We start from the raw sequence: 13513 nt of genomic DNA, 5'->3' as shown, positions 1-13513 counted from the left end.
AGTTCGCACAGGGCCTCCCACGAAATGCGACTTCGCGAGGTGGTGCATACTACGCGTCTTCGGGGTCGAAACGTTGATATTGCTCACGCCGAACCCGGTCTGGGGATGCCCTGAATCTCGTCAGGGATTCGCCATGTATCTTTCGAGATAATAAGCAGTGTCAGGGAGGCACATGCGGATTTTCATTTCTTACAGTTGGGATTCTGACGACCACAAGCAGTGGGTGCAGCGGTTTGCCGATGACTTGCAGGAACAGGTCAAGGATCTGGACGTCACATACGACCAGAGCGGCATGAATCATCGCGTCGACCGCAATCAGTTCATGGAAGCGGGGATCTACGAGAGCGATGCCGTTCTGGCCATCATTACCCAGAAATACACCGAGAAGGCCAACGCTCGCGAGGGCGGTGTCGGCCGGGAGACAGCGATGGCGGCAGAGCGCCATTTCTCTGAGAGCGGAGCGAAATCGCGAACGCCCATCCTGGCGATCAAGCGCGAAGCGGCGGCAGACGTACCGTACTACCTCAAAGCATCGCTGTACTTCGATTTCACTTCCAGTGACACCTACAACGCTTCCCTAGATGAACTGAAGCGGGAACTTGAGGCAATCACCGGTCAGGCATCCGAGCAGTCGATAGTCGCAAAGGTCACCTCGGATGATGGTGCTGCGGACGAAGGAGGCAGCTACTCTTTCACACGGTCGGACGATCTGCTCGCCGGCCTATACAAGAGACGCACCCCATTGTGGGTTGGGCAGGACTTCTCGGGACAACGACGCGTCAAGTATGAGCTTTGGCGCGTTGAGGCACCGCAGCCGCAACTGCTGCTTGTGCTGATGCAGAACATCATCATCCGTCAGATCTTCGAGGACTTCCTGTCCAAGATTCGCGACCTCCCGAAGGATCTTCAGGGCTTCAGAGAACTCACAGTCCTGCGCCCGTCTCCCGGAAAATCAGAGTACATCGCCGAGCTTCTCAAAGAAGGCGGACACGACGTACGAGTAACCGAGCTGACGTTCAAGGACTACTTGGCCAAGTACTGCGTCGACTCGGACTCTTTGCAGTTCTCGATCCCGTTCAAGGAACCGTTTTTTATCGATCAGACGCTGTATCGAGTCGATCGAAAAGATACGGAGAGCCTTGGGCCAGCTCTGGCTCATCTCAAAGGCACAGTCACAAGCGAGAACAGTCCGCCGCTGTCGCTACTGGTGGCTTCTGGTGGTGCGGGAAAGACTACTCTGCTGAGAAGTCTGTCTGCGGAGATCAACGAGTCGGCACACTCCCGGGTGATGCTCATCGAAGCGGACGCTCTCAAAAAGCTTTCCAAGGATCAACTTCGCCGTTCTCATATCTCATCACTGTTCGAGCTGTGTGAGTTGCATGCCATGGCACTGGCCACCGCAGGCGCACCACCCATGCGCGTGCCGACGAACAAGAGCGTCTTCGACCTGCTCCTGATCAGCGGTAGCTTGCTCATCCTCATTGACGGCATCGACGAGTTGCTCAGCATGATGTCGTCGAGCTTCGAGTTGCTCCCCTTCGTTGAATCCATCAAGGCTCTCAACGCCGAACTTGGTCAGACACGGGTGTTCCTCGCAGGCCGCGAGGACACTGTCGGCACGACCGTTTCGTCGCTGCGCAAGCATGGCGTTCCCATCTACAACCTCAAAGGGTTCTCTTCGCCCGAGGTTGAAAAGTACGTGCGCAAGCGTTTCTTCAAGAAATCCCAGGGCGAGCGGCAAGCGATCGTCGACCGCGTCCAGGAGACGTTGACTGCAGTATCAAAAGCCATGGACGACGATACGGTACTCCCGTTCTTCGTCGACGCGCTGTGTGAGTTGGAGGAGGATGTTGGCGGGACAGGGGGGCGCCTCAAGGTCGAGGGCGCGGTCAAGGAGCGGATGGCCGAGGCCGGCTATCCCCACAACCTCCGTGCAGTCGACCTATTGGTTTGCGATCATTGATCGGGAAAGGGAGCGGCAGGCCTGGAAGCCATCGGTCTCTGATCTGGTCGACGTGATGAAGGATTTCTCCAGCACCCACTACGGCGCCGCGAAGATCGATCAGTTCACCGATGTTGTGGAAACATTCCTCGGTGCGACTGCGACGAATTCGTCCGTGACCGAGATCTTCTGCAAGAACCCGCTGCTCCAGATTTCGGGAGACCTAGTCAAGTACCGCTACGATTTTCTTCAGTCGTATTTTCTAGCGCTTTGGCTCATCGAGAAACTAGAGCGGCGCAGCACAGGTTCTCCGAACTTCATGAAGCACTTCGCCCGATTAGCCACAGGCCAAGGCGCGGTCTTCGAAGACCTAAGCCGATTCTATGCGGCCCAGCCCAAGAAGGATGTACAGGATCTCCTAACCAGCGGCTACGCCATGTTCAAGGAAACCGCCTTGAGCAGCAACACCGAGCCTGATGTAGCTGAGATGGCTAGGTCTGCGTGCAGCAGCCTTCTGCAACTCTTCGCGGCAACGGTTGGAAAGGGCCTCAGCCGCAACTCGTTCAGTTCCGCCATCTTCTCCATTGTGGGTGAAGAGGTCGATGAAGGAAGAACGCTGACCAAGGGGTTGTTCATCTCCGGCGACTTCCCCATGCTGCAGTTCGTCGATCGTGAGTTCTGGAACTGCCACTTCGTGGGCTACGACTCGTTCATCAAATGCCGGTTCAGCAACACGAAGTTCTACTACTCCTCGTTCGTCGCCATTCACGATGACAACCGCTCGCCGACTATGAACCCGGAGATCTTCGATCTCGCGAGCTGCGATCTCGGCGAGATGGCCACGTCGCTCGCAGGCAACGGATCACGTGGCGACTCGCTCCTCACGATGGAGGAAATCAAGAAGTTCTTCCGCTACTTCTTTGTGGGCGGCGGGTTCATCCTCAAGGCACCAGGGGAAATCTACAAATTCGCCAAACCAGGCGTCACGGAGGAGTTCATCGCGAAGCTCCTGTCAGCAGGCATCCTGGAAGAGCAAAACAGCCGGGCTCAGATGCGATATGAAGTAGCTGCGTCCTTCCGGCGCCCCGTGCAAAAGCTTGTCAATGAGAACAACCTCAACAAGCAACTGCGCGAGGTGTTCGCGGAATTCCTAGGGCGCTGAGCCTGGCGGTGCCGCCGGTCAATGCCGGCGGCTGTCCGCAGAGGCGTGAAAAGGAGCTTCGCGAAAATGCGAGTAAAGCGGACGCGGTCTTGTCGCCCCCGGATGTTATCGAAATGAGAGGTGGTTTAGAGACCTCGCCTAGCCGCGGAAGCCGTATTGGCCGCCCCTCGGTTTTGCGATAAGTACCGCCGATCAGTGCATGGCCTTCGAAGCAACAATGGCCACGGCTGCGTTCTAGGTGCGAATGCGTTCGAGCCGCTCGGGCTCGATTTGATCAAGGAAGTCCACCGGCCTCAACCCATTAAACAGCGCCCCGCGTAAGCGACCAACCCATTCCAATGCGTCGGACAAGTCCCCTCAGACATTCCTCAAGCTGGGCGACGGCGTCGTACAAAGCCCCGTGGACTTTCTGCCGTCTACTGAGCAGCCGCAAAGCAGCCGTTGGTGAACTTCCGCCGTCAGCCAAAGCAGTCGCCTGTCGGAACGCCTCCAAGGACTGCTTCTGGCCGAACGTTGCCAGCTGCCGCCGAGATTCGAGTTAATCTGGATGAGCTCAGCGCGCCACTGTAATGCGTGGCTCGTGACACAAGCTGGCTATGCGCCCTTGCTGCAGGAAACCCATTGCCTCGTATATTGCTCCGGCATGGTAGGTTTCATCCGCAACTATGACAAGCCGGTCCGAACGCGCGGCGCCCAGCCTGATAACCTCGGCCATCAAGGTTTTGCAAACATTTCGGTTTCGATGCTGTGCCGCAGTTATAACTGTCTGGAACCGCCCAATGCCGTCAAGAAAGAACAATCCAAGACTTCCTACCTGCTCATCCCCGATAAAGGCTCTCCACCAGTTTCCCAGGCCGCGTTCGATCAGGCTCCTGTAAGCCCTCTGTTGATGCGCCACGTAGCGCTGCGAGGTAATGCACGTCGGATCTGGCATGTCGGCGAGTTGCATTCGGGACCAATCGTCCCATTCCTCTTGCAAGGCAAACGGGTGCACCTTGACAAATGAATTGGTCGCAACTGGGTGTATCTCATCAGGGCGGGCTACCAGCACCTGACAAACGGTCGCGTCGTAGCCTCGTTCCACGAATGCATCGAGGGTCACAACGCTGTCGGCGCTTTCCGGCCACGCAAAGGTCCGGTGTGCAATGAGCGGTGGTGTGCCGATGAGGTGGCCGAAGTCATGCTCCAGCGATTTCAGGTCACTTACTGAGGGTCGCTGCTGCAGGACCAGCATGTTGCCGAAAAAGTATTCGGGCGCGTCCGGTGTCCGGACGACGATATAGTCATCGTGAGACTCGACCACCCCGATTTCCGTGTGCAGCAACAGATCAGTGGCGAGGCCAAGGTTATCGGGGAATTGCTGCATTCTTAGTATCGTCAACAATGAACGCAAATCGTTCCTTGCTTTTATGCGTATTGATTGTTCGGTGAAGGCGGATCACATCGTGCTGACGGTCTCGTCGAAATCCAGCGCCACGGTTGTGATTGTCAGCGATATAGTCGGCCGTGTCGACCGGCCGAAATTGGCCGCACTGCGTCCCACGACTGAGCACGCCGGTCGCCCCTGGGCCGGCATGACAACGAACTGGCATAACCGACCCGATGCGGACTTTCATGTCTTCAGAAAGCAGCCATTGAGATTGGCCTGTGGACGCTCGGTTCTGAAAGGAGTGTCGGGCTCGTTTGCACCGGGTGGAGTGTTAATATCGCCCGTGTATAGAGCCGAAAAAATTGGTTACTGCGCACGGGGACGGGAATCATGGACGATGCCAATGATATGGGCAAGTCGTTGACGGTGCCGCGCACAACAGGAAAAGGGTTCTTTGTGTTTATCCTGTTGTTTCTCGGATTCATAGTGATTTTGGCCTTGCGCAAAGGCCACCTTCTTGAAGCCACCGGCACTGCTGTCGCTATCACACTGTGCACTGTGGTCGCCTTGTTCGGTCTTTTATCGAAAGAAGTCTGCGTGTTCACAAGTGACCACGATCAATGCGCGTCGAACGATGGATAGTCGACATGCGGGTGCACGCAGAGCCGATCGACATCGATGCAGTACGTTGGATTCGATCTCGCTGGACCGCCCAAGGCATAACATTGGAACTTGGAGCCCAAAACTCCTGGGACACAATCGACGTGCAGACGACTTACTTATTCCGACAGGAATATGCGCTCGGGCGTCGCGAGCAGGAATCGAGGGTTAGCGAAATTCGTGCGTCAGTCGCGCAGTTGCTCGATATTACAGATGCCGGTTGGGAAACGTATCCGAGACAACGAAGTCCGTCTTAATGCGCGGCTTCGCCCTGTGCTCGACTAGCCGGAACAAAGTCGCTCAGTTTCGCAAGCGCCGAACGTCGGCTTTCGGGCTTGCTCTCTGGACGACCGCAATTGGCCGACTGTACTCGTTCAGCAACCGGCACGGTGAGTAGCCATTCGCAGGTCCACTCGACGCCGACGGCCGCTTTGTGGCGTCCTCGCCGAACGGGTACAACCGGCCAGTTTCTGCCCCTCGCCGCACACATCATGCGGTCACTCGAACGGCTGGTCCACCCACGGAACCGGCCAAACATCCAATCCGAGCATATGCGCAATCGCGGGAGCTTCGTTAAAGGACTGCCTCAGCGTCATAAACCCATGATCGCGGGGAGGCGGTGATTTAATGGTGGGGGCTAATCAACCCAAGAGCTGGATGTTCAATTCGAACTCGGTCCAGTTTCGAATATCCCGCATTTGTCTTCCGACGTTCGATTAGGCTGCGGGCAAACCTACAAGCAACCATTGACATGCCCGTTGGGAAATTATAAAGATGCCGGCTACCTGCCTCCCACTGCCAAGTAGCAACACGGGAGCATCGATTACGATCCAACCCGCAAACGCCGAAGCCAAGCGCTGCAGGTTCTGAAGCACAGAGGGACAGTCAGTGAAGCGCACCATCTTCTATTCCTGGTAGTCGGACCTAGCGGGCCGCGCCAATCGAAATCTGATCGAGGACAGCCTTAAGCGTGCCATCCGAGTCATTGCCCGTGATGAGGATGCTGGAGTAGAGCCCGTCTTGGACCGCGACACTGCGAACCTAGTTGGAACTCCCGACATCGCTCAGAGCATCCTCGCCAAGATCGCCACCGCCGACATGTTCGTGGCCGACGTAAGTATCATCAGTGGGAGCCAGCAGGGTCGCCCGACTCCCAACCCAAACGTATTGGTTGAACTAGGCTACGCCGTGGCCGAGCTCGGCTGGGAAAACGTGGTGCTTGTGATGAATAGCGCTTACGGCGGACCCGATCAGCTGCCATTTGATCTGCGTGGACGAAGAACGGTGGTCTACGAGATGCGCGACGGTGATGCTCCCGCTGAGGCGCGTGGCTTACTGCAGGGGCGGCTAGAAGCGTGCCTGCGAGGGGCCCTGAGCACCGGTGTCGTGCACAATCTCCCAAAAGGCCCGGATGCTCCCTTATGGTGGGGTTGGTGGAGCTTCGATCCCGCACCGGCGACCAAAAGCCGGATTTTTATCCGAGAGGTTGGCCCCAGCGGATTTCTCTTCGAACTCAACGTGTTCAATGGTGCCCACCAGGGCCGGATCACATCCTACGCTCGCATCCTATCTGCCGACTTAGCTTACTGCCGCGTACCTAACGGGCCTGAGCAGCCCGACGGAGAGCTCGTCTTTCGACGCGGCCGGAGGCAGGGAGCGAGAATAATTTCGATCGAGGAGGCTGCGCGATGTTCCTACTGGGGAGGTCTACGCGCGCACTTTAGCGGCGAGTTCCGATGGGAGCCAGAGCCATGGTTCGAGCGTGGATACCTCAACGAACTGGAACTGGCTAGGCTTTATGGCCTCGTTGGCGAAGGAATGAACACCCTGAAGGAATGTACGGCGGATACGTCGGAGGAGCGGGCTACCGACGATGAATCAGTACGTGCGATTCGCGGAGGCGTGGCTGGCTTATACACCATCATGGAAAGCATCGTCATGGTCGACGACGATGGTCGCATGTGGGTCGCCTACATCGATGGGACGGTGGTCCGCTACTTCACCAATGTCGCACAAGACAGGCGTCAACTCCCGGCAACGATCGAGGCTTGGCGGGAGAACTTCCGGGATAAGGAGGTGATGTACTGTGAGGCCGTCAGGACGGTACCGGCAATTGGCGATGGCCACCTCATTGCGCCCGCGGACGATGCGCAAGTGCTGTCTGTATTGGCGAAGCCGGTATCATCAAAATGGTGGCAAGGAATCAAGTCGCTGCTCGGTCGTCTCCGCTAAGCGCATTGATTATTGTCAATATTGAAAGTATCGAGTTACGGATTACTTTCAGCTTCGCTCGGCAAGCTGCCGTACCGGACGCGTCGAGTCGGAGGACGGCCTTGGGTCGCGTGCTGTCCCACACAGATTGGGCGCACGCGGCGTGATGCTCATCGCATAAGGCGATATTCGGCCAACAACGGACATTGGACTGGGAATCAGAGATTGGCGACAATCCGGCATCCCTTGGATCACAGTGCAAAGCGCTCGTAATGGAAAATTGGAAAATTCTCCTCGGTGTCTTGACGCGGTCAGAACCTCTCAGGGCTGCTGCGTCGAACGTGGTCGCGGACTACGGCGAAGACGTGCCGCCGACGGTGTTGTACGGTGGACTCGGCCGAGCTCTCGCGCGGGAGTTCAGTTCGTTGTCACCAGCCGAGAAAGTCCACGTCTGTGATGCCATCGAAGAAGCTATGAATAGCGAAGAAACGAAACTTGTGGAACTGGTCGCCACCGGTCTTCTTGAAACACTATTCACAACCTCCGTAACACTATCCCACTGGGAACAAATCGAGCCTTTTCTCGGCATGCGGTCACAAGGCTACCTCTCAGCGTGGGCGAGTTGGGGGAAGGCGTAGCCTTGAACGGCCGCTTTGGAGGAAGCTGGAGGACTGCAGCGGGTCGTCTGCCGAAGTTCGCAGCGTGAGTAGGATGCATTGCGCATCGGCTGGCGTGGACTTCCGGGTTCGGCCAAAAAGACACGGTCGACCACGTGGCTTGAATCGACGACAATCGCGGTAAGCACACAAAAAGCCTTCCAACGCGAATGATCTTAAATACCCGAGATAGCGTCGCTGAACCCGCGTGGATGCCTGTGGCGACTGCGGAATGCGGCATCAGACGTTTTCCGGTTGGCGAGACGAACCCGCGGATAGTCGAATACAACGGCCAATCCAATCTCGTTGGCTACGACGACAAAGTTTCCTGGTGTTCCTCATTCATTAACTGGTGCCTAGCAAGCGTCGGGATTCGCGGTACCGGATCGGCATTGGCACGGTCCTGGCTCGATTGGGGTATTGCCCTTGAAAGCCCGACCTACGGTTGCATTACTGTATTGACGCGCGATGATCCGACAGGCTGGAAGGGACATGTCGGGTTTTATCTTCGCCACGACGCTGAGTTCATTTATCTCTTTGGCGGAAACCAATTGGATGAGGTTCGTGAGTTGGCATATCCGGTCGCCTCGGTGCTCGGCCATAGATGGCCGAAGTGAGCCGGTCTCCGTGGGGCTTGGTGCGGCCAGGAAGCGACGGTCGACGTAGCGACTCGAACCGTCGACAATATTCGGAAGGTTCGGATCGCATCGGCGATACAGCCGTGGTTGAAGGAGCGACGATAAAAGATGCCAAAAACGATCTACTGTTGGCGCTGTAATATAGATGTACCGATGCTCACTGAAGACGAGTGGCAATTGGTCAATCCCGAAGCGATGCTCGAGCAGATAAAGCAATATCGGAAAGAGACAGGGGCATCGTTGGCGGAAGCCTATCGGAGCAACACCGATCTTCACGCGCTAGTGACCTACGAACGCATTACGGGATTCCGCGAGACCAATGCGAACGCATTGATGCATCACCGCCTCAAACTATACGGTCCTGCATGCACTGCTTGCGGCAAACCGCTCCGCACGCCTATCGCAAGCTTTTGCGCCGTGTGCGGCGCAAAGCGCGCAAGCTGAATCACATCCCATGTGACTGCATCAACGGCAGAGTTGCGTGTTTAAACGTTTGTTATGCGGGGCCGTGAATGACTCAATCGGGTCGATGCACGTCACGTCGTAGGGCAAATGTGCGGCGGGGCAAGGTCTGCGCCTGACTATTACGCAGACGGTGCCCAAGTCCCTGGGCGCGGTCAGCATTACCCTCTGGTGCCCCTTGCGGGGTGTCCGTCCCCCCGCCGCAGCGCAATTATATTGACGTCTGAAATTGCCTCCCCGCTGAAGGAGGGAAATCTGTTGTGCCCGACCGTCCGTTAACGAGAAAGCCGGGAGACCGCTCAGGGTCGATCAGAGCCCGTCGTCGTCGGGCTCAGTTCGGTAGAGTCGAGTTGTGGCGCGGTAGCATTAGGTTCGGTTTGTCTGTTTCCGCCCCTTTCGTTTGGCGGTGCCCGAGTAACCTTGCCTTAACCCCGTTTCCACAACCCGCTCATCGAACCGGACGTGCAGATCTCCCGCATCCGGCTCTCGGACAAGACATCACGCCTTCGTACACGGCAAGTCACTGCCAAGGCCCTTGTAGACGAACGAGACCGAAGTGCCCGTAGAGGTGCGAGGGTGGATAGCTCCCGCCCCTGCGACGTCTTACCTTGTGCTTGGTTCGTAACCACCGACGCAACCGCGTGCTGGTGTAGCTATCGAGCGCACGATATGCGCGACTGACCGTGCCTACCTTGAAGTAGTTCGCCCAGCCGCGTAGCGTGCGGTTCAATTTGCCAATCAACTCCGTGGTATTCATCCACGTCATAGAGGCAGCGGTCAGCGCATGAACCTTCTCAACCATACGCCGAATACTCTTCTTCGACGGGCGCATACCCATTCGGGCCTGCCCGGTCGTCGGCGAGTACATCCGCCCAAACGTGTAACCCTGGAAGTCAAATTCACCTTCCGGCACCTTGCAGATGCGTGTCTTCTCCTCGTTGACCGTCAGCTTCAGTTTGCCCATGATCTCGCGCAGTTCCAGCAAGGCCTCTTCGGCCTTGCCTTTCTTGCACAGGATCACGAGATCGTCCGCGTAGGTCACGATTCGACTGCCAAGACTGCGCTGAAGTCCGCGCTTCTTCCATGCCAGCACAAACCGACGCATGTAAATATTCGCCAGTAGGGGTGAGATGGGAGACCCTTGCGGAATGCCGCGCCTGCTATCTCTGGCCTCCGTCGTGCGTGTCTTCCGGCCTCGATCATCGGTTTCTTCAACGGGGCATTCCAGCCACATCTTGATCAGATGCAGCACACGCCGATCAACGATGCGTCGCGCGAGCGACAACATCAATTCGGCGTGGGGAATACTTCCGAAGTAGTCCGCGAGGTCAGCGTCAACGACATCCGTTTGCCCTCGATGCAGCCGCTCCTCCACCTCGATTACCGCTTGCTGGGCGTTTCGCCCCGGGCGATAAGCGTACTGCTCTGGCGGCAGGTCCGCTTCGAAGATCGGTTCGAGCACCAGCATCGCTGCTGTCATGCACACCCGATCCCGCAGGGTCGAGATGCCTAGCGGCCTCAGCTTGCCATTGGCCTTCGGGATAAACACTCTTCTGATCGGGTCCGGCAGGTAAGTCTCCTGCCTGAGCGCAAGCGCCAGTTCGCCGAGCCACTTCTGCACCCCGTACGCTTCGACCTCCGCGAAGTCTTGCCGATCGACACCCGGCGCGCCCTTGTTAGAGCGACACTGGGCGTACGCGTGCGCCAGCACATCCTCGCGATAGATCTTGTCGTACAGCGCGTAGAAGCGATACCCGGCTTCGGCCTTCGCTTTCGCGTGTAACGCCATCTGCAGCTTCTGAACACGAATCGGAGTTGATAGGTTGCCCAATCTCCACGTCCTCACTACGTATTGCGTTGGTCTTGAACTGAGGCCCCTTCCCTCCACCAGCATTACACCGGCTTCAACAGTAATACGGGCCTCTCCGTCACCCCAAGGCGCCCGGCCTGTCCCTCACGGGCGTCCGGTTGGTCATCCCTGACCACGTCGAGGGGCTTCCCGTGTTGCGCGCGCTTTCCTTGTGTACATGCTGTCGCCACTACCCCGGCACAGCGACTGGGCGTCCTGCCTGCTCGTTCACCCAGCCGTATCAGCCTTCCCCGACATGGCTTTCGGGTCGGCCTGCGCATCGACTTATTTCGAGGCTTGCTCGGCGTTCACTCGCGTTACGGCCTGCACACTCGCGCTGTCACCGTATTTCGTGACACGCTTCACCGAAGGCTTCAACCGCTTCGTTACCTCCACGATTGCTCCGGTTGCTTCCGGCTGGAGCGGTTGCCGGGTGGGGCTTTCACCCACTGGAAAAGCGCCGCCTTTTCACGGCGCACGCCATGGAGCGTCATTCAAGAGGACTGTCGCGTGGACATTCGTGCGGCTGCTTCGCTCCGCAAGTGGCCGGCCAAACGCCAGTGATGTTTGTAGGCGTCATCGGCCAGAACAACGTCTAGCGCCAGCATCGGCCGACGTCGGCTATGATCAGCTTTACTCAAGCCGGAGCAGAATCGAGTTCGAATGCGGAACGGCGGTCTTGGAACTAGTTTGGTGAAGTGCCTTGCAGCAGAAGCCAGCTGCATTCATAGTACTTCGCCAGTCTCGCATCACTAATAGTTCGTTTTGTCTTGCTATGAACCAAAACGCAGAACCGCTTTGCCTAGACTATTTTCCCACTGGCGTACCCAGCGGGATATCGTTCGATATGACGCTCCATGACGTCTCCAAAGCGTGCGATCGTTCGGCAACAGGTCTAAGTCGTGTGAACGAGATCTGCTTTATTGGGCTGGTTTCATATTTTGAAGCATTTTGCAAGGACCACTTTGCATCGATCATCAATATAGAGCCGACGCTCCTGAAAGGTCTTCGGAACAGTGGGCACGACACATCTATCGATCCGGAGAGACTGCTTGATTTTCGCGATGATTGGGTCGTTAAATTAGGATTTTTAGTTTCCGAGAAGTACGACTTTGGCACAGCGCAAAAGATCAATGCCTTGTTCATGGCGCTGCTTAAAATCAGTCCATTTTCGAAAGACGAAGCAAAAGAATATGAAGCAGTTTTGAGAGACAGAAATTTACTGGTCCATCACGGCGGCACAATCACTTTGGCTTATGCCAATCAAACCAGTGCGCCGCCCGCAAACAAATCGTATACGCCATACTATGATTCGCTTGTAGTGACGGCAGACTATTTCGATCAACGACTCACGTTCATCCGCGACATTGCAGCGAAATTGCTCAGAGCAACGTATTCAGCGCTCAACTCATATATTCACCAGTCCGGCGAGCAATATAGCGAGGAGCGCAAAAAGGCATTGGACGCATTCCTCTGGCGGTATGAGGACGAGCCGGATGCGGATGAGCACGATATCGACGACGCGGACACACACTAACTCTAGGAATCTTGGACACTCGCAAGGATTGCTGCTTTTGTCTTTAATGCAGGGGATTTCTGCACGGTAAGCTGCAGTCGTCAGAAAGAACTGTACTCGGGGCGACCGATCTACGTCTAGCCCACAACAAAATGAAGAAAAGGGATCGCTATGGACGCAAAAACTTTGAGCAAAAGAGTCGGTGAACTCCGGCGGGAACTGCAAATGGGGCTTAACGATTTGTACATTTGGATGTCTTTCGCTAGACAAGCGCTTTCGAATGCGAAGGAAGACCAGGCATTTCTAAATCAAAAGCGGTTTCGAGTCCCTTCGGTCATTAAAGGAAAAGAGGTTGCGCGAACACCAGATCAGTTGAGGGCCATCGCCTCATCAGCTGTCGAGCATGAAATTTATTTTCTGTTTTCGTGTATTCGGTCGCACAAGTTGAGGCGTTCGTAGGTGACATTCTTTTCGAGTTGTTACGATACGATAATCGACGTCTCAAAACGCATGTAAAAGGTATTGACCACACTGCGAAGATCGACGTATCCGAACTTATCGACGCGGCATCACGGGAGCATCTTATCGAAGGCGTGATCCGAAAGAACTTGGACCTCTTCTTCTATGCCGCGCCATCCCTTCAAATGCAGTATTTTCAAACGGTGACAGGAGCCAAACTTTCCGAAGACCTTGTTGGGAAATGGATTGAGCTGAAGGCAACTCGTGACATCATCGTGCACAATTCAGGCGTAGCTAATTCGAAATATCTGGAAAAGGCGGGCAAGCTCGCTAGAGCGCAGGACGGAGAAGCGCTCCCCATCACGGATCGATACTTTGCGGACGCAATCTCATCCATGAAATCTCTGGTAGGGAAAGCCACAAGTGCGATTCAAGTAGATTTAAAAAAGTAGAGCGCCAAAACAACGAACGATCGGATTTGCATATTTCGGTGAATCGGCGGGAGGGCGTAACGTCTGCGATTTCGGCTACTGAGTCGGACCTGAACAATCTTCGAAGGCTTTCAGGGTGAGGCTTTGAGGTCGAAATG

11 protein-coding genes are annotated in these 13513 nt (G+C 56.1%); 9 read left to right on the top strand and 2 right to left on the bottom strand.

Annotated elements, in window-relative coordinates:
- Positions 1-172: 172 nt before the first annotated feature.
- Both ACFSNN_RS38160 and ACFSNN_RS38155 read left to right on the top strand, forming a co-directional pair.
- Positions 173-1963, top strand: a complete 1791-nt coding sequence (locus ACFSNN_RS38160; RefSeq protein ID WP_134466369.1) for a TIR domain-containing protein — start codon at positions 173-175, stop codon at positions 1961-1963.
- Positions 1932-3104 (top strand): hypothetical protein, encoded by a 1173-nt coding sequence (locus ACFSNN_RS38155; protein ID WP_134466370.1) that lies wholly within the window; start codon positions 1932-1934, stop codon positions 3102-3104. Before ACFSNN_RS38160 ends, ACFSNN_RS38155 begins: the two co-directional genes overlap by 32 nt.
- 553 nt (positions 3105-3657) lie before the next feature.
- On the opposite strand, the gene ACFSNN_RS38150 is transcribed toward ACFSNN_RS38155, so the two are convergent.
- Positions 3658-4470, bottom strand: coding sequence for a GNAT family N-acetyltransferase (locus ACFSNN_RS38150; protein ID WP_134466371.1), 813 nt, complete (start codon positions 4468-4470; stop codon positions 3658-3660).
- A 393-nt stretch (positions 4471-4863) separates the two neighbouring features.
- Here ACFSNN_RS38150 and ACFSNN_RS38145 point away from each other — a divergent pair, with 393 nt between their 5' ends.
- The 5 genes from ACFSNN_RS38145 to ACFSNN_RS38125 all read left to right on the top strand — a co-directional run bounded on the left by ACFSNN_RS38145 (position 4864) and on the right by ACFSNN_RS38125 (position 9082).
- Positions 4864-5115 carry a hypothetical protein gene (locus tag ACFSNN_RS38145; RefSeq protein WP_134466372.1) on the top strand — a complete coding sequence of 84 codons (252 nt, stop codon included), beginning with the start codon at positions 4864-4866 and terminating at the stop codon, positions 5113-5115.
- A gap of 1038 nt (positions 5116-6153) precedes the next feature.
- Positions 6154-7365, top strand: a complete 1212-nt coding sequence (locus tag ACFSNN_RS38140) for a hypothetical protein (protein ID WP_134466373.1) — start codon at positions 6154-6156, stop codon at positions 7363-7365.
- Between the two features lie 251 nt (positions 7366-7616).
- Positions 7617-7982, top strand: a complete 366-nt coding sequence (locus ACFSNN_RS38135; protein WP_134466374.1) for a hypothetical protein — start codon at positions 7617-7619, stop codon at positions 7980-7982.
- A 230-nt stretch (positions 7983-8212) separates the two neighbouring features.
- A complete protein-coding gene (locus ACFSNN_RS38130) occupies positions 8213-8617 on the top strand; it encodes a TIGR02594 family protein (RefSeq protein WP_208949668.1) in 405 nt (134 codons plus the stop codon).
- A 129-nt stretch (positions 8618-8746) separates the two neighbouring features.
- Complete coding sequence (locus ACFSNN_RS38125; RefSeq protein WP_134466376.1) at positions 8747-9082, top strand: hypothetical protein; 336 nt, start codon at positions 8747-8749, stop codon at positions 9080-9082.
- 538 nt (positions 9083-9620) lie between these two features.
- On the opposite strand, the gene ltrA is transcribed toward ACFSNN_RS38125, so the two are convergent.
- Complete coding sequence (ltrA, locus tag ACFSNN_RS38120) at positions 9621-10931, bottom strand: group II intron reverse transcriptase/maturase (protein ID WP_244323260.1); 1311 nt, start codon at positions 10929-10931, stop codon at positions 9621-9623.
- Between the two features lie 865 nt (positions 10932-11796).
- Here ltrA and ACFSNN_RS38115 point away from each other — a divergent pair.
- Complete coding sequence (locus ACFSNN_RS38115) at positions 11797-12486, top strand: hypothetical protein (protein WP_134466378.1); 690 nt, start codon at positions 11797-11799, stop codon at positions 12484-12486.
- A 404-nt stretch (positions 12487-12890) separates the two neighbouring features.
- Positions 12891-13376 (top strand): hypothetical protein, encoded by a 486-nt coding sequence (locus ACFSNN_RS38110; RefSeq protein WP_134466379.1) that lies wholly within the window; start codon positions 12891-12893, stop codon positions 13374-13376.
- Positions 13377-13513: the final 137 nt, after the last annotated feature.

Origin of the sequence: Paraburkholderia dipogonis, assembly GCF_042680985.1 — a bacterium.
Classification (GTDB): domain Bacteria; phylum Pseudomonadota; class Gammaproteobacteria; order Burkholderiales; family Burkholderiaceae; genus Paraburkholderia; species Paraburkholderia phytofirmans.
Note: the sequence above shows the minus strand (reverse complement) of the source record. Positions and strands in the feature narration are given on the sequence as shown.